Genomic DNA, 16126 nt, shown 5'->3' with positions numbered 1-16126 from the left:
GAAAACTGAAGCGGTTTAGCAACCCGGCAGGAGAGTGCACCATGCGCTTCCCCTTAACAGCGCTGACCACGGCGACGGTCCTGATGCTCGCGGGCTGCGGGCTCGGTTCCGCCGAGACCCCCGCGAACGGCCCCGCGGCGAGCGCGAGCGGCGCGATCACGGGGAAGGTCTCGCTGCAGACCTGGTCGTTGAAGCCGAAGTTCACCGACTACGTCCAGGGTGTCATCGATTCCTTCGAGAAGAAGTATCCCGGTACCGAGGTGGAATGGCTGGACCAGCCCGGCGAAGGATACGCCGACAAGGTGCTCAGCCAGGCCGCGAGCGGCACGCTGCCCGACGTGACGAACCTTCCGCCGGACTTCGCGCTGCCGCTGGCCCGCCAGGGCATGCTGGCCGACATCGGCAGGTCCGACACCGCCGCCCTGGCCGACTACGTCGAGGGCGGCCTGGCCGCCTACCGCTTCGCCGGGCTCGACGGCGTCTACGGCTACCCGTGGTACCTCAACACCGACGTCAACTACTGGAACGCCGAGCTGATGAAGAAGCACGGCCTCGACCCGGCCAAGCCGCCGGCGAGCCTGGACGAGCTCATCGAGCAGGCCCGCATCCTCAGGGACAAATCCGGCGGCAAGGTGTACCTGATGAGCCGCAAGCCGGAGCTGGGCGACCTGACCAACGCCGGCGTGAAGGTCATGAGCGACGACGGCAAGAGCTTCACCTTCAACACCCCCGAGGCCGTGGCGGTGCTCGACCGCTACCGGGAGGCGTTCAAGGAGGGCCTGCTGCCCAAGGACGTGCTGACCGACGACTACGCCGGCAACGCCAAGCTGTTCACCGAGGGCAAGGTGGCCTGGACGACGGCCGGCGGCAACTTCATCTCCTCCCTGGCCGTGGACAACCCGTCGATGGCGCCCAAGGTGGCCTCCAGCAAGGCGTTCGGCACCCCGCCCCTGTACGTGCAGGGCGTGTCGGTCTCGGCCAAGAGCAAGAACCCGGCCGCGGCGACGGCGCTGGCCCGCTGGGTGACCAGCCCGGACAACCAGGCGGCCTTCGCGCACCTGACCTCCATCTTCCCGAGCACCAAGGCCTCGGCCGGCGACCCGTTCTTCAGCAAGAGCGACGGCACCAACGGCGGCGACGCCAAGGTGACGGCGTTCGCGTCGCTGCCCGAGGCGAAGATGCTGCAGCCGGTCGAGGTGGGCGAGGCCATCTCCAAGGTCGTCAAGCAGCAGTTCTCGCTGGCGATCAGCGGGGGCACCACCTCCAAGCAGGCCCTGGACACCGCCGTGGCCAAGGCCGACGAGCTGCTCCAGCAGTGATCAGGACCTTCCAGGGCCGGTTCACCCCGTGGTTGTTCGCCGCGCCCGGCCTGGTGTGGCTGGTGGTGTTCAACCTGTGGCCGGCGTTCAACACGGTGGTGCTGGCCTTCACCAACGCCAAGCCGCTGGGCGGCGGCCACTTCACCGGGCTGGCCAACCTCGGCCGGGCGCTGAACGACGACCAGCTCGCCACCGCCCTGCTCAACAGCGTGATCTACATGCTGGTCTGCCTGCCGGTGCTGACGCTGACGCCGTTGCTGCTGGCCGTGCTGGTGGAGAAGAAACTGCCCGGGATCACGTTCTTCCGCACCACCTTCTACACGCCGGTGGTGGCCTCCGCGGTGGTGGTGGCGCTGATCTGGGAGTGGCTGCTGGAGGACCGCGGGCTGGTCAACGGCTTCGCGCAGTGGCTCGGGGTGATCGCCGAGCCGCTGCCGTTCCTGACCGACCGGTGGCTGCTGCTGCTCAGCGCGATCAGCCTGACGATCTGGAAGGGCATGGGCTACTACATGGTCATCTACCTGTCGGCGCTGGGAAACGTGCGGCGCGAGCTGCACGAGGCCGCGGCGGTCGACGGGGCGGGGGCGGTGCGCCGCTTCTGGTCGATCACGGTGCCGGGCGTGCGCAACACGATGCTGCTGGTGTCGGTGCTGATCTCGGTCTCGGCGCTGCGGGTCTTCTCCGAGCTCTACGTGCTCTCGAACGGCACCGGCGGCCCCGGCGGCCAGGACATGTCGGTCGTGATGCTCATCCAGATGTACTCCCGCGGCTTCACCGGCCATCTGGGGTACGCCTCGATGCTCAGCCTCGTGCTGTTCGTGGTCACGGTCGGCCCGATGCTCGTGCTGCTGCGGCTCAACAGGAAGGCGGCGTAGATGCGCGGCTTCACCGGGGAGAACGTGCTGCGCTACGCGCTGCTCCTGCTGGTGCTCGTGCTGACCGTGGGCCCGTTCGCGTGGATGCTGTCCACCTCGCTCAAGGGCAGCGGGGAGGACATCTTCACCGAGATCCCGGCCTTCCTGCCGCAGCAGCCCACGCTGAACAACTACGCGCGGGTCGCCGACAGCATCCCCGTGTGGTCCTACATCGCCAACTCGCTGATCGTGGCCGCCATGGCCGTGACCGGCAACGCCGTCGGCGCCACGCTGGCCGGGTACGCGCTGGCCAGGCTGCGCTTCCGCGGCGTGAAGCTGCTGCTGGGGCTCACGCTGGGCACGCTCATCCTGCCGGGCGAGGTGACGATCATCTCCCAGTACGTCACCGTGCGCGGCATGGGCCTGGCCGACACCCTGCTCGGCGTGGCGCTGCCCGGCGCGATCGCGATGCTCAACGTGCTGCTCATGCGGACCGCGTTCGCCGCGATCCCGGACGAGATGGACGAGGCGGCGATCATCGACGGCGCCGACGCGTGGCAGCGCTTCGTCCGCATCGGGCTGCCGAACGTCAAGGGCATGCTCAGCGTGGTGGTGATCTTCTCGTTCATCGGCGCCTGGGACGACTTCCTGTGGCCGCTGATCGTGCTGACCAATCCGGAGAAGTACACGCTGACGGTCGGCCTGCAGTACCTCAGCGGCGCCTTCAGCTCCGACCCACGGCTCATCGCGGCCGGAACCATGATCGCGTTTCTGCCGATCGCGGTCGTCTTCGGCGTGGCGCAGCGCTTCTTCTTCCGCGGTGTCGAGGAGGGCGCCATCAAGGGGTGAGGGTAGGTTTGCCCTGTGACGACCAAGATTCGCGTGCACGGCGAGGTCCCGGCCCGGCTGGACGAGGGGTTCGAGCGGATCAGGCGGGAACTGAAGCTGCCGGAGGCGTTCGCGCCGGCCGCGCTCCGGGAGGCCGAGCAGGCCGCGGACGCGGGCCACGGTGAACGCAAGGACCTCACGGACCTGCCGTTCGTCACCATCGACCCGCCCGGGTCGATGGACCTCGACCAGGCCGTCCACCTGGAGCGCCGGCGCGACGGTTTCCGCGTGTGGTACGCGATCGCCGACGTCGCCTCCTTCGTACGGCCCGGCGGCGCGCTCGACACCGAGGCCCACGCCAGGGGCGAGACCGTCTACCTGCCCGACGGCAAAGTCCCGCTGCATCCGCCGGTGCTGTCGGAGGGAGCCGCCAGCCTGCTGCCCGGCACCACCCGCCCGGCCGCGGTGTGGCAGATCGACCTCGACACCGAGGGCCGCATGGTCGGCGCCGACGTCCAGCGGGCCCTGGTCCGCAGCCGCGAGCGCCTCGACTACGCCTACGTGCAGGCCGCCGCCGACACCGGCGCCGCCGACGGCACCCTCGCGCTCCTGGAGGAGATCGGCCGGCTGCGCCTGGAACTGGAGCGCGAGCGCGGCGGCGTCACGCTGCCGACGCCCGAGCAGGAGGTCGTCGCCGCCGGTGACGGCTACCGCCTGGAGTTCCGCATCCCGCTGCCCGCCGAGGCGTGGAACGCCCAGATCTCCCTGCTGACCGGCATGGCGGCCGCCACCATGATGCTGGACGCCGAGGTCGGCGTGCTCCGGGTGCTGCCGCCGCCGCGGCCCGCCGACCTGGCCAAGGTGCGCCGGGTGGCGCGGGCGCTGGACGTTCCCTGGCCCGACGGCGCCTCCTACGGCTCGGTCGTGCACGGCCTCGACCCCAAGAATCCGCAGCAGGCGGCGTTCCTGCAGGAGTCGAAGGTGCTGCTGCGCGGGTCCGGCTACGTGGCCTTCGACGGCGAGCCGCCCGCGCTGGCCGAGCACTCCGCGGTGGCGGCGCCGTACGCGCACGTGACCGCGCCGCTGCGGCGCCTGGTGGACCGCTACGCCACCGAGGTGTGCCTGGCGGTGGCGGCGGGCGAGCCGATCCCCGACGCGATACGCGCGGCGCTGCCCGAACTGCCCGAGGTCATGGCGGCGACCGGGCGGCGCGCGGGCGGCGTGGAACGGGCCTGCGTGGATCTGGTGGAGGCCTTCCTGCTGCGCGAGCGCATCGGCCAGGACTTCCCCGCGGTCGTGATCGACGTGGACGAACGCGGCACCGGCGGCCAGGTCCAGCTCGTGGAGCCCGCCGTGATCGCCCGCTGCGACGGCGCCCTGCCGCTGGGCGAGCGCGTCACGGTACGGCTCGCCAAGGCCGACCCGGCGACCCGCGAAATCCGCTTTACCCTCCCCTGAGGCGCTGCCCCCACGCACTTTGACGAGGCCACGCGTCTCGATCTCCGGCCGAGGTTCTCCGTGTGGTAGCCCTTCAGCGACCTGGCCCGCACCCTGTGGAGCCCGGCGGCTCGGGGTGTCAGGCGGGCGCGGGAGAGGGCGTCAAGGCGTCGCGTACCTCGGCGGCGGGGCCCGGGGGCAGCCAGGCGTGCAGCAGCTCGACCCGGTGCACCAGCCGCGGCCCCAGCAGCGGCACCCCCTCCCCCACCGACGCGGGCAGCAACGTGAGCCCGTGCCCGGCCCTGACAAGGTTGAGCACCGTGTGCACGTCGTCGCCGGTGTAGGCCAGGCCCTGCCTGAAGCCGTCGCCGAGCAGGTCGCGCAGCCGTTCCAGCGGGCACAGCGAGGTCTGGAGCCAGACCGCGTCCACCAGGTCGCCCAGCCGCAGCCCCGCGCGCCCGGCCAGCGGGTGCCCGCAGGGCAGCGCGACGACCAGGTCCTCCTCGGCCACGCCGAGCGCGCTCATCGGCCCGGCGTCGGGCAGCCGCAGCGGGTCGCTGGGCGCGGTGATGCCGTCGGCCAGGCCCAGTTCGGCGCGGCCGGCGGCGACCTCGACGGCCACGCCGTCCCGGCTCGCGGTCCTCAGCTCGACGTGCAGGCGGGGCTGGGCGGCGCGGGCGCGCGCCAGCCGTGCCGCGATGCCGGGCGTGACGGCCAGCGGCGTGGCGGCCACCGTGAGCTGGTGGGCGGGCGCGGCGGCGGTACGCCGCACGTCGGCGCGGGCGGCGTCGATGCGCAGCAGCAGCGGCCCGGCGTGCTCCAGCAGCCGCGCGCCCGCCTCGGTCAGCTCGACCGGGCGCCGGCGCAGCAGCGGCAGTCCCAGGTCGGCCTCCAGCGCGGCGATCTGCTGGGAGACGGCGGACTGGGTGTAGCCGAGCTCCTCGGCGGCGGCCGAGAACGACCCCAGGCCGGCCACGCGGACGAGTGTGCGGAGCAGGCGCGAGTCCATCAGCAATTCTTATCAGAACACCAGGAACTGTCGTTGGCCTTATCCCCACGGGCCGGGCAGGCTGATGGCCATGAGAATCGCCCTGGTCGCCGACCGTTCGCCCAGCGTGCGGGCCCACGCCCGCGTACCCCGGATCCTCGAGTCCCTGCGCGAGCGCGACGGCCTCGCCCTCGACGCCTACTGGATCCCCACGCCCGAGGCCGTGTCCGGCCTGGAGGGCTTCGACGGCATCTGGGTGCTGCCCGGCAGCCCCTACGCCAGCGAGGAGGGCGCGGTCAACGCCGTCCGCACAGCCCGTGAGCACGGCATACCCTTCCTCGGCACGTGCGGCGGCTTCCAGCACGCGCTGCTGGAGTTCGCGCGCGGCGTGTGCGGCCTGGACGTCGCGCACGCCGAGAACGACCCGGACGGCCGGCGGTTCCTGCTGACGCCGCTGCGGTGCTCGCTGGCCGGGCACGAGAGCCTGGTCCTGCTGACGCCCGGCTCGCTGGCCGAGCGGGTGATCGGCGCGCCTTCGGCCCTGGCCGCGTACAACTGCTCCTACGGGCTGGACCCCGGGCACGAGGCGCTGCTGAGCGCGGGCGGGCTCGCCTTCACCGGCCGGGCCGAGGACGGGTCGGTGCGGGTGGCGGAGATCCCCGGCCACCCGTTCTTCCTGGGCACGTTGTTCCAGCCGGAGCTGTCGGGCGAGGGGTCCCGGCCGCATCCGGTCATCTCGGCCTTCGCCGCGGCGGTCGCCGTCCGGGCGGCGGCCGCGCTCAGCCGGTGAGGGCCTGGGTGATCTGGCGGGTGGTCTGCTCGGCGACCCGGGGGTTGACCGCGGCGTAGGCGTCGTAGGCGTTCAGGCCGGTGGTGAGCGCCCAGCCCCGTCCCCTCAGCCAGGTGGCCTCGTCCACGTCCAGGGCCGCGCGGAAGGCGGTGCGGCCGGCGGGCGACATCAGGGTGTAGGCGATCGTCAGGTCGCAGGCCGGGTCGCCGGCGCCGAGACCGCCGAAGTCGATGACCGCGCTGAGCCGGCCGCCGACGGTCAGCAGGTTGCCGGTGTGGAAGTCGCCGTGGAACCACACCGGATCGCGTCCCCACTCCGGCGCCGCCAGCGCCTCCTCCCACAGCGCGGTCATGGCCGCGCCGTCGAAGGCGCCGTCCGCCCGCGCGATCGCCGCGCGGGTCGAGCGGTCGCGGGCGGCCAGCGACTCTGCCGACAGTTCGCTCTCGGGGACGGCGGCGAAGCCCTGGAGCGCCAGCAGGAACGCGGCCAGTTCCGCCGCGGCCTCGCCGGAGTCGGCCAGCGCCTCCACCGTGGCGACCTCGCCCTCCAGCCAGCGCGCGACCCCCCACGGCCAGGGGTAGCCGAAGTCCGGCCGGCCCACCGCGACCGGCACCGGGATGGCCAGCGGCAGGTGGGGGGCGAGGCGGGGCAGCCACTCCAGTTCCTTGGCCGCCTGCTCGATGGCGCCGGTGTGGCGCGGCAGCCGTACGGCGAGTTCCTCGCCCAGCCGGTAGATCATGTGGTCGGAGCCGCCCGGGTCCACGAGGGCGAGCGGAAGCCCGGCCCACTGCGGGAACTGGCTGTCCACCAGCCGTCTGGCCAGCGCGGCGTCGATGTGGGGTCTGAGCGGCAAAGAGCCCTCCTGGCGATCACGGGATGCTGCCCGTGATTCTCGCCGCAAACCGGGCGAGCCGCACACCGGGACGTGTGCGGCTCGCCGTGGGAGGGCCGGGGTCACTTCTTCATGGGGCTCCAGCCGGCGCCTACGCCCATGAGGTGCAGGGCGACGCAGAGCAGGCCGGCGGTGCCGAGCGTGGCGACGGTGATCACGCCGCCGACGGCCACGTTGGCGATCTCGAAGATCAGGGCGAGGAGGAACAGCAGGGCGGCGACGAGGGCGAACATCTCAACCTCCTGGCAAGGAGCCGGACACCGCGTGGGGAGCGGGCCTCAGCGGATGCGTCCGAGGGGCTGACGGGCTTCGACATGGGGATGTCCGCCGAGATCGCCAAGGAAACTGGCCCGGAGGTGACGATGGGTGAACCATTGACGACAGCATCTTGACCGGGCGGTCAGTTTGCGGCGTGGTCAGGCGAGCTCGACGTCGTGGTCGGAGAAGAGCCGCCGCTGCTCGGCGGCCTTGCGCAGCCGTACCAGCGCGACTCTGCGCACGCCGCCGTCCTCGGGCTGCTCCTGACCCAGGAGTACGGCCAGCCGCCGCAGGCACAGCAGCAGCCAGCCCCCGCACATGTGGTAGCCGTCCCTGCCCCGCGCCCGCAGCCACGCGGCGGCGCAGGCGGCGGCGGCCTCGGCGTGCGCGCAGCCGGAGCGGCGGGCGCGGAAGAAGCCGAGCAGTTCGAGCAGCCGGGGCGCGTGCGGCCCCGGCAGCCCGTCCTCGCCGATCACGCGGGCCGCGGCGGCCAGGCCGTTCTCGCGGGGCGGCGGCGCGGCGGGCGGCGGGCCGAGCCAGGACAGTTCCGGCGGCACCGGCACGAACGGGTCGGGCGGCAGGTCGTCCCCGGGCACCGCGGGAGGCAGCTGGTCGTCGGCCAGCGCGCCCGCCACGGCGCTGTCGCGGCGCATCTTCTCCACGATGCCGGCGCTGTACCCCGGCCCGCCGAGCGCGCCCGCCAGCGTCTCGACGGCGTCGCCCGCCATCCGCGCCGCCAGGCCGGCGAGGCGGGCGCTGGCCGCGGCGAAGGCATGCGGGTCCTCACGCGCGGTCCGGCACAGCTCGTGGCAGACCGCCTCCCCGATCAGCAGATCGGCATAGGCGTCGGTGAGCCGCCGCGCGAGCACCGCCGCACCCGCCTCGGCCCGGCCCGGCCCGGCGGACTCCGCCGCGTCCCTGCCCGGCTCCTCCGCGTACGGCAGCGCCGCCCGCAGGCACGTGTCGAGCGCCCCGAGCGCCAGCCCCGCCACCAGCAGCCGCGCCACCGGCAACGTGCGCCCGGCCGTGGCCAGGCCCTGCCCGAGCCCGCCGACCACCTGCGCGTCCCCGGCGGGCACCCCGGCCAGCGTCAGCCGGCTGAGCGCGCCGCCGCGCAGGCCGTGCGCCTCGTGCGCGGGCTGGAACCACCAGTGCTCGCCGTCCCCGCGCAGCAGCAGAAAGGTCGTAAGCCCGTCACCCGTACGGGCCAGCACCGTCGTCCCGGCGGCGTGGCTGCCGTTGTCGATCAGCGACGTACGCCCGTCCAGCCGCCACGCGTGCCGGTCGCCGAAGGCGGCGATCTCGCGGGCGAGGATGTCCGCGCCCTGCTCGGCCTCGCCGACCGGCAGCCCCATCAGCTCGTGCTCGCGCAGCAGCCCGGCCACGGCCCTGCGCTGCGACTGGCTGCCGTCGCGCCAGACGGGCAGCGCCGACAGGAAGCTGGCCGCGATCGTCGTGGCGGCGGTGAGGTCGCGCCTGGCCAGCACCCTGAAAAGGGCGAAGGCCTCCTCCAGCGAGGTGAGCCTGCCGCCGGAGACCGCCGGGATCAGGTACTCGGCCAGTCCCCACGCCAGCGCCGACCCGCACAGGTGCCGGGGGAAGCGGGCGTCGCGGTCGGCGCGGACGGCGGCGTGGAAGGAGGCGGGGTTGCGCTCGTCCATGGGGTCGGCCAGCGCCCGGTCGAGCTGGGCGGCGACCGCCAGCGCGCGGGTGATCGCCTCGTCCATGCGCTCTCCTCCCCGTCAGGCCGGCCGCGACAGCGACAGCGCGGACCGGCCGGCGTACTCCATGGCCAGCTCCAGGAACAGGCTCTCGACGTTCTCGCCGGGCAGCGGCGTGCCGGGGCGCAGCACGGCGGTGAGCGCGGGGGCCAGCCAGTGCAGCCGCTCTCCGGCCAGGTGCCGCCTGGCCAGGCAGAGCGCGGCGAAGACCCGGGCGTAGCGCTCCCCCGCTCGCTGGCCCTGCTCGGTGCCGGGATCGGCGGGCTCGCGGGCGCCGGCGCGCAGGCGGGCGCCTTCGGCCCGCAGCAGCGCCGCCGCTCCGGCCAGGGCGGGCTCGTGGGTGCGCAGCGCCGTACACACCTCGTCGAGTCCTGCCGTGACGGGGTCGTTTCCGCTCGCGACGGCGAGCGCGCGCAGCCCCAAGGGGTACGGCGGCGCCACGCACCCGGGCAGGAAGGCCGGATCGGCGCGGCGCGGGTCGGCCCCGGGCCCGTCCAGGCAGGACAGCCGGGCGGCGAGCGCGCCGAGCATGTCGTGGGCGGCGCCGTAGAGCAGGACGAACAGCCGCGCGTCGCGCAGCAGCTTGTCGAAGATGCCCGACCAGTGGTCCTGGCGCAGCAGGTAGCGGGGGCCGAGGACGCCGGCCAGCCGGCGCAGCCGCTGCTCGGCCAGGTGCGGGACCAGGTACTTGGCGACGGCGGAGGAGACGGGCGCGAGCGCGGGCAGGCGCTGCAGGAGGCGGGCGCAGGTGCTCGCGACGGTCTCGGCGACGCGCAGGTCGAGGTAGGCGGTGGCCAGTTCGGCGCGTACGGGCGGCAGGTCGGCGGCGCGGCCGCCGTGCACCCGCTGGTGGCGCAGGAAGTCGAAGGCGCAGCGCAGGCCGGTGTCGAGGGCGCCGAGGCCGAAGGCGGGCAGGACGGTCCTGATCGCGGCCAGTGAGCGGGCGGCCAGGCCGGCGCCGCCGCCGGGACGGCCGAGCACCGCTGAGGCGGGCACGAACGCGCCGTGGAAGCGGATCCCGGCCACGTCGGCGCCGCGTACGCCGTGCGTGGACACGCGGGGCAGCAGCTCGTACCCGGCGGTGGGCAGTTGCTCCAGGTCGGTGAGCAGGAGGGTGTGGGCGCCGGTCTCGGGCTCGCGGGCCTGCAGGCAGGCGAAGCGGGCCATGCGCACGTCACTGACCATGGTCGCGGTGCCTTCGAGGCGGTAGCCGCCGTCGGCGCGGCAGGCGGTGAGCGTGTCCGTGCCGCCCTCGTGCGGCCGGTGCGATTCCGGCTCCCGCAGGGACAGCGCCGACCACTGGCCGCGCAGGGCGGCGTCGGCGTAGGCGCGCTGCTGGGCGGGGGTGCCGGCCTGCCAGACGGGGACGCCGGCCATCCAGGGCGAGGTGGCGATCAGGGCGGCGGTGGGGTCGCGCCTGGCCACGACGCGGGCCAGCGCGAGCAGTTCCTCCAGCGAGGTGAGCCGGCCGCCGAGCGCGGCGGGCACCAGGAACGCCGGGTAGCCCCAGCCGCGCAGGCGGTCCAGGGAGGCGTGCGGACGGCGTTCCGCGCGGTCACCGGCCATGGCGGCGGCGTAGGTGAGCGGGCCGTTCGGCAGGTGGGGGTCGCCGAGGGTGTGCTCAAGGGCCTCGGCGGACGGGAAGGTGTTCAATGCCGCTCTCCTGACCCGCTCGGTGTTCTCAGGCGGCCTGCTCCTGCTCGCGCAGGCACAGCCGGTGGACCTCGTCGGCCAGTTCGCTCAGCGTGGCGGTGCGGAAGAGCACCTCGTTGTCGAGCTCGATGCCGAAGGCGCGCTCGATGCGGCCGCCGATGCGCAGCAGCTTGATCGATTCGACGAGGCTGAGGTCGGTGATGCGTGAGCCGGGCATGATGCCGCCCTCCTCGACCTGGAGGACGCGGGCCACGATGCCCTTCATCGTGTTGCACACGGCCTGCTGGGTGAGCTGGTCGCCCATTTCGGGTACACCTCCGCCTTCTTTTTCGCCTATACAGGCAGTAAAGCCAGGCGGGCGGGGTGGTCCAACCCCTGCCGTGCCGGGGCGACCCCTATCCAGAGGGGGTCGCCCCGGAGCGGGCTTACCTGAGGCCGGCGTCGAGGGCGGTGGTCAGGGCGCCGGTGTCACCGGACATCTCCCAGATCATCGCGCCCAGCAGGCCCTTGCTCTTGATCCACGCGGTCTTCTTGCCGATCGACCAGGTGTCGTCGAAGCTCCACCACTGGCCGCCTGGACCGGTGTAGCAGTAGGTGGCGACGGCGGCCTCGTCGTGCTTGACCGCGCAACCGGGCACGCCGGCGATGAGGTTGCTGTAGCCGCGGGTGCCTGCCTCCTCGGCGAACTGGCCGGGGGCGGCGCCGTTGGCCGACTGCCACTCGCCGGCCTTGCCGCCCTCGGCGACCTCCTTCCAGCCGCGGCCGTAGTAGGCCAGGCCGATGGTCAGCTTGCGCGGGCTGACTCCGGCGTCGAGATAGACGTTGACCGCCTTCTCCACGCTGAAGTCGGGGTTGTAGGGGCTGTCGGCGTCCAGGTAGAGGTTGCCCTGGTGGCCGGTGCGGAAGGGCTCCCACGAGTTGTCGCTGCCGGCGCCGTGGAAGTCGTAGCCCTGGATGTTGAAGATGTCGAGGTTGGGGGCGATGTTGGGCAGGTCCCAGCCGGCCGCGATCTTGGCCGGGTCGGCGGGGGTGAACGCGGTCAGCTGGTAGCGCTTGCCCGTCGTGGTGGTCAGGGCGTCCAGCTGGCGGCGGAACTCGGCGATGAGCAGCGTGTTGTTGGCCTTGTCGCTGGGGCTGACGTGGTTGCCGGCGTGTCCTTCGGCGCCGGGCCACTCCCAGTCGAGGTCGATGCCGTCGAAGACGCCCGCCGCCGCGCCGGGGCCGCCCGCGGCGTTGACCACCGGCAGGTTGCCCTTGATGTAGATGTCGATGCAGGAGGAGACGAACTTCTTGCGGGCGGCGTCGGTGGCGGCCACGTCGGAGAAGTACTTGGAGTAGGTCCAGCCGCCGAGCGAGATGAGCACCTTCAGGTGCGGGTGCTTGACCTTGAGCTTCTTGATCTGGTTGAAGTTGCCGCGCAGCTTCTCCCAGCCGGTGTCGGCCACGCCGTCCACGGACTGGCCGGCGCTGAAGGGCCTGCCGTAGTCGGCCTCGGCGTCACCGGCGCCGTCGCCCTGGTTGGGGTCCTGCGGGTTGGGCGTGGTGCCCCTGGTGACACCCTGCAGGCAGGTCAGGTTGACCGGGTCGATGTTGGCGAAGGCGTAGTTGATGTGGGTGAGCTTGGCGGCGGCGCCGGTGGTGTCCAGGTTGCGGACGAAGTACTGGCGGCCGTAGATGCCCCACTGCACGAAGTAGCCGACGCGGGCGTAACCGGTCTCGACGATGTCGAGCGTGGTCACGGCGACGGGGGCGGTGGCGGCCGAGAGGTTGTCGTACAGGTCCCGGGCGCGCACGGTGAAGTTGTAGGCGGTGGACGGCGACAGCCCGGTGACCGTCGCGGTGGTGCCGGTGACGGTGGCGGCCAGCGTCGAGCCGGCGTAGACGTCGTAGTTGGCCACGCCGGTGTTGTCGGTGGCGGCGTTCCAGGCGAGCGTCACGCTGGCGGAGGTACGCGCGGTGCTGCGCAGGTTGCCGGGCACCGTCGGCGCCTGGGTGTCGTCGGCGGGGTTGTTGGTCGTGACCGTGACCGGGGCGCTGGCCGCCGAGAGCGTGCCCTTGCGGTCCTTGGTCTTGACGGTGAAGGTGTAGGACGTGTTCGGGGTCAGCCCGGTGACGGTGGCCTCGGTGCCGGTGACGCTGGTGGCCAGGGCGCTGCCGTTGTAGACCTCGTACCCGACGATCGGCAGGCTGCCGGGGGTGGCCGCGTTCCAGGCGAGGGAGACGGTCTTGGTGGTCTTCACCGGCGAGCGCGGGTTGCCGGGCGCGCCGGGCGGGGCGTCGGCGGAGCCGTCGCAGTTGACGTCGTTGACACGGCAGCTGGTGGGCTCGGCGTTGGCGCTGCTGACCGTGAACGCCGGGCTGTAGGGCTCGGTCGTGCGTCCGGCCGCGATGGTGGTGTTGTAGTGAGCGGGCGAGAGCGTCACCGTGCGCCCGCTCTGGCTGATGGAGCCGTGCTGGGCGTTGCTCGCGGTGACGCCGGCGGGCAGGTCGAAGACGACGCTCCAGCCGTTGAGCGCGGCCGTGCCGTTGTTGGCCACGACGATCTTGGCGGAGGTGCCGTTGACGTCATAGGTGGCGGTGACGGGCGCGGGGGCGGGTGGCTCGGGTCCGGTTCCGTCGCAGTTCGCGCCGTTGACCTTGCAACTGGTCGGCTGTACGGCCGAGCTGAGCGTGACCTTGGGGCTGAACGGCTCGGTGCTCTTGCCCGGCTGGAGATTGTCGATGTAGTAGGCCGGGGTGAGCGTCACCTTGGTGCCGTTCTGGCGGATGGTGGCGTTCTGGGGATTGCTCGCGGTGACGCCCGAGGGTAACTCGAACACGATCGACCAGCCCGTGACGGCGCTCGTGCCGGGGTTGCTGACCACGAACGTGCCGGTCGTCCCCGACAGGCTGAACGCGGCCAGCAGCCGGCCGGCGGCGTTGGCGGGCAGGGTCGACAGAGCGAGAACCACGAGGACGGCGATCAGGGGGGTGAGTGATCGGCGCACGTGCCAGGCCTTTCTTTAAAGAAAGTTTCCTAAGAATTACGCGGATCGTAAGCCCGCTGGGACGGCCATGCAAGGGAATGACTGGCAATCCTCACCAGAACGGATCAACATGGTCGTTAGGAAGCTTTCCTAATAAATTCGGAAGGAGCATGGCATGGGCCGCTTATCGGTGCTTTCCTTATGCGTCCTGCTGCTGTCCCTGATCGCGGTCCTGCCCGCCCAGGCCGCCACCACCCGCTACGAGGCCGAGAACGCCACCAGCGTCCGGGGCGTGGCCGAGGCCAACCACCCGGGCTTCTCCGGCACCGGATTCGTCAACAGTGACAACGCGGCGGGGCCGTACACGGAATGGACCGTGCGCGCGCCCGCGGCGGCGGCCCGAACGTCGACCGGATCACCGTCAGCGGAGCGGGCGGCCCCGACGGCCAGGCGCCCACCGCGCCCACCGGTCCGCGCGTGACCGGCACCTCGGCCACCAGCATCTCGCTGGCCTGGACCGAGTCGAGCGACAACGTCGGCGTCACCGGCTACCGCGTCTACGAGGGCACGGCCGTCGTGGCCACCTCGCCGACGCCGGCCGCCACCGTCGGCGGCCTGGCCACCGGCTCCACCCACACCTACACCGTCACCGCGCTCGACGCCGCCGGCAACGAGTCGGCCGCCGGCGCGCCGGTGACCGGCCGTGCCGACACCGGGACCGGCGGGCCCACCGCCGAGCAGTTGCTGTCCAAGGTCACCACCTGCCAGCAGATCTCCAACGGCCGCTACAAGACCGACGCCGACGTCGCCACGGGCACCATCGCGGTCTGCGCCAAGACCGGCGCGGTCCACTGGACGGCCGACATGGACATCGACTGCGACGGGGTGCGCACCGCGCAGTGCAACGAGGACACCGACTGCTGCTTCCAGCCCCAGACCTTCTGCCCGGCCAGTGGCGGTGGCTACCTCAACGCGGCGCGCCTGCCGTACATGGTGGTTCCAGGTCCCAGCGGCACCTGGGACTACAGCACCAGGGGCATCGGCTGCGGCACCGTGGTCGCGATCGTCTACAACGGCCAGGTGGAGTACACGGTGATGGGCGACACCGGCCCGGCGGCGATCATCGGCGAGGCCTCGTACGCGGCCGCGGCGAACCTGGGCATCAACCCCGACCCCAAGAACGGCGGCACCGACGGCCCGGTGACCTCCATCGTCTTCACCGGCACCGGGACCAAGGTCCAGACCATCGACGACCACGACCAGGCGATCACGCTGGGCAGGCAACTCGCCCAGCGGTTCGTGCAGAGCGACTAGGGAAGAACCCGGCCCCCGCGGCTGCGCACGCACGGGGGCCGGGGGCCTGATGCTCGAATTTACAGGAAAGTTTCCTGCAAATTCGGGAGCGTAGGGTTTCGTCATTCATCCGTCAATCCCTTGCGTCAAACCGTCCCTTCGGCGATAGTTGAACTCTTAGGAAAGTTTCCTAAAAGATACATCGGCTGCTGCGCGCTCCTCACCCCCCGTTCTCCAGGAGAGACAGTTGCGAACCCGAAACAAGGTGGCCCTCGCGACCACCGCCAGCCTGCCCCTGGCCCTGCTGGCCTCCGTCCTCACCAGCACTCCGGCCCTCGCCCACGGCACCATGTCCAACCCGCCCAGCCGCGTCTACACCTGCAAGAACGAAGGCCCCGAGACGCCCAAGTCCGACGCCTGCAAGGCGGCCGTCGCCGCCGGCGGGACCCAGGCCTACTACGACTGGAACGAGGTCTCCCTGCTGGAGGCCGGCGGGCGCCACCGGCAGATCATCCCGGACGGCAAGCTCTGCAGCGCGGGCCGTGACAAGTACCGGGGCCTGGACCTGCAGCGCGCCGACTGGCCCGCCACGCAGTTCAGCGCCGGGCCGCGCACCATCACCTACCACGCCTCCGCGCCGCACTCGAACAGCAACTTCGAGTTCTACATCACCCGCGAAGGCTGGAATCCGACGCAGCCGCTGCGCTGGTCGGACCTGGTGCACATCAAGACGTTCAACAACTTCAACCCCACGACGTTCACGAACTGGACGATCGACATCCCGCAGCGCACCGGCCGGCACATCCTGTACTCGATCTGGCAGCGGGTCGTAGGCAGCAACGAGGCCTTCTACACCTGCTCCGACGTGCAGTTCGGCGGCTCGAACCCGACGCCGACGCCGACCCCGACCCCCACGCCGACCCCGACGCCAACCCCCACGCCCACGCCGACCCCCACTCCCACGCAGCCTGGCGGTACGTGGGCCTCGGGCACCGCCTACCGCCCCGGCGACCGGGCCACCTACAACGGCGTCACCTACCAGTGCCTGCAGGCGCACACCGCGCTGCCCGGCTGGGAGCCGCCGAACGTCGCCGCCCTCTGGCAGCGCGTCTGACCGCACCCGGGCG

At 72.3% G+C, this 16126-nt stretch carries 15 protein-coding genes; 8 read left to right on the top strand and 7 right to left on the bottom strand.

Features of this window, described 5'->3' with window-relative positions; translation table 11 throughout:
- Positions 1-41: 41 nt before the first annotated feature.
- From ACIBHY_RS08780 to ACIBHY_RS08765, 4 genes are read left to right on the top strand one after another with little or no spacing between them, the layout of a single operon-like run.
- Complete coding sequence (locus ACIBHY_RS08780) at positions 42-1319, top strand: ABC transporter substrate-binding protein (RefSeq protein WP_397306339.1); 1278 nt, start codon at positions 42-44, stop codon at positions 1317-1319.
- The gene (locus ACIBHY_RS08775) at positions 1316-2194 is read left to right on the top strand and encodes a carbohydrate ABC transporter permease (protein ID WP_397306338.1); all 879 of its coding nucleotides are present in this window, start codon (positions 1316-1318) and stop codon (positions 2192-2194) included. The genes ACIBHY_RS08780 and ACIBHY_RS08775 overlap by 4 nt, the downstream gene beginning before the upstream one ends.
- Complete coding sequence (locus ACIBHY_RS08770) at positions 2195-3022, top strand: carbohydrate ABC transporter permease (protein ID WP_397249906.1); 828 nt, start codon at positions 2195-2197, stop codon at positions 3020-3022. It begins immediately after the preceding gene.
- Positions 3023-3037: 15 nt separating this feature from the next.
- Complete coding sequence (locus tag ACIBHY_RS08765) at positions 3038-4459, top strand: RNB domain-containing ribonuclease (protein WP_397306337.1); 1422 nt, start codon at positions 3038-3040, stop codon at positions 4457-4459.
- A 118-nt stretch (positions 4460-4577) separates the two neighbouring features.
- Here ACIBHY_RS08765 and ACIBHY_RS08760 read toward each other — a convergent pair whose 3' ends face one another.
- Positions 4578-5447: a LysR family transcriptional regulator gene (locus ACIBHY_RS08760; protein ID WP_397306336.1), complete on the bottom strand. Its 870-nt coding sequence runs from the start codon at positions 5445-5447 to the stop codon at positions 4578-4580.
- Between the two features lie 70 nt (positions 5448-5517).
- Here ACIBHY_RS08760 and ACIBHY_RS08755 point away from each other — a divergent pair, with 70 nt between their 5' ends.
- Positions 5518-6216, top strand: coding sequence for a hypothetical protein (locus tag ACIBHY_RS08755; protein ID WP_397249912.1), 699 nt, complete (start codon positions 5518-5520; stop codon positions 6214-6216).
- On the opposite strand, the gene ACIBHY_RS08750 is transcribed toward ACIBHY_RS08755, so the two are convergent.
- The 6 genes from ACIBHY_RS08750 to ACIBHY_RS08725 form a co-directional block, all read right to left on the bottom strand.
- On the bottom strand, positions 6206-7069 hold the full coding sequence (locus tag ACIBHY_RS08750; RefSeq protein ID WP_397249914.1) for an aminoglycoside phosphotransferase family protein: 864 nt from the start codon (positions 7067-7069) through the stop codon (positions 6206-6208). The two genes, ACIBHY_RS08755 and ACIBHY_RS08750, sit on opposite strands and share 11 nt — an antisense overlap.
- Before the next feature lie 101 nt (positions 7070-7170).
- Positions 7171-7341, bottom strand: a complete 171-nt coding sequence (locus tag ACIBHY_RS08745; RefSeq protein WP_184968326.1) for a hypothetical protein — start codon at positions 7339-7341, stop codon at positions 7171-7173.
- A 183-nt stretch (positions 7342-7524) separates the two neighbouring features.
- Positions 7525-9093 carry a hypothetical protein gene (locus ACIBHY_RS08740; RefSeq protein WP_397306335.1) on the bottom strand — a complete coding sequence of 523 codons (1569 nt, stop codon included), beginning with the start codon at positions 9091-9093 and terminating at the stop codon, positions 7525-7527.
- A 15-nt stretch (positions 9094-9108) separates the two neighbouring features.
- Positions 9109-10740, bottom strand: coding sequence for an acyl-CoA dehydrogenase family protein (locus ACIBHY_RS08735; RefSeq protein WP_397306334.1), 1632 nt, complete (start codon positions 10738-10740; stop codon positions 9109-9111).
- Between the two features lie 28 nt (positions 10741-10768).
- Positions 10769-11044 (bottom strand): acyl carrier protein, encoded by a 276-nt coding sequence (locus tag ACIBHY_RS08730; RefSeq protein WP_379623571.1) that lies wholly within the window; start codon positions 11042-11044, stop codon positions 10769-10771.
- 121 nt (positions 11045-11165) lie between these two features.
- Positions 11166-13727, bottom strand: coding sequence for a glycosyl hydrolase family 18 protein (locus ACIBHY_RS08725; RefSeq protein WP_397249920.1), 2562 nt, complete (start codon positions 13725-13727; stop codon positions 11166-11168).
- Positions 13728-13881: 154 nt separating this feature from the next.
- Here ACIBHY_RS08725 and ACIBHY_RS08720 point away from each other — a divergent pair, with 154 nt between their 5' ends.
- From ACIBHY_RS08720 to ACIBHY_RS08710, 3 genes are all read left to right on the top strand, one after another.
- Positions 13882-14187 (top strand): hypothetical protein, encoded by a 306-nt coding sequence (locus ACIBHY_RS08720; RefSeq protein WP_397306333.1) that lies wholly within the window; start codon positions 13882-13884, stop codon positions 14185-14187.
- A complete protein-coding gene (locus tag ACIBHY_RS08715) occupies positions 14076-15020 on the top strand; it encodes a glycoside hydrolase family 75 protein (RefSeq protein ID WP_397306332.1) in 945 nt (314 codons plus the stop codon). Before ACIBHY_RS08720 ends, ACIBHY_RS08715 begins: the two co-directional genes overlap by 112 nt.
- 226 nt (positions 15021-15246) lie before the next feature.
- Positions 15247-16113 (top strand): lytic polysaccharide monooxygenase, encoded by an 867-nt coding sequence (locus tag ACIBHY_RS08710; RefSeq protein ID WP_397249926.1) that lies wholly within the window; start codon positions 15247-15249, stop codon positions 16111-16113.
- The last annotated feature ends 13 nt before the right edge of the window (positions 16114-16126 follow it).

The organism is Nonomuraea sp. NPDC050547, from assembly GCF_044457345.1.
GTDB lineage: Bacteria > Actinomycetota > Actinomycetes > Streptosporangiales > Streptosporangiaceae > Nonomuraea.
Note: the sequence above shows the minus strand (reverse complement) of the source record. Positions and strands in the feature narration are given on the sequence as shown.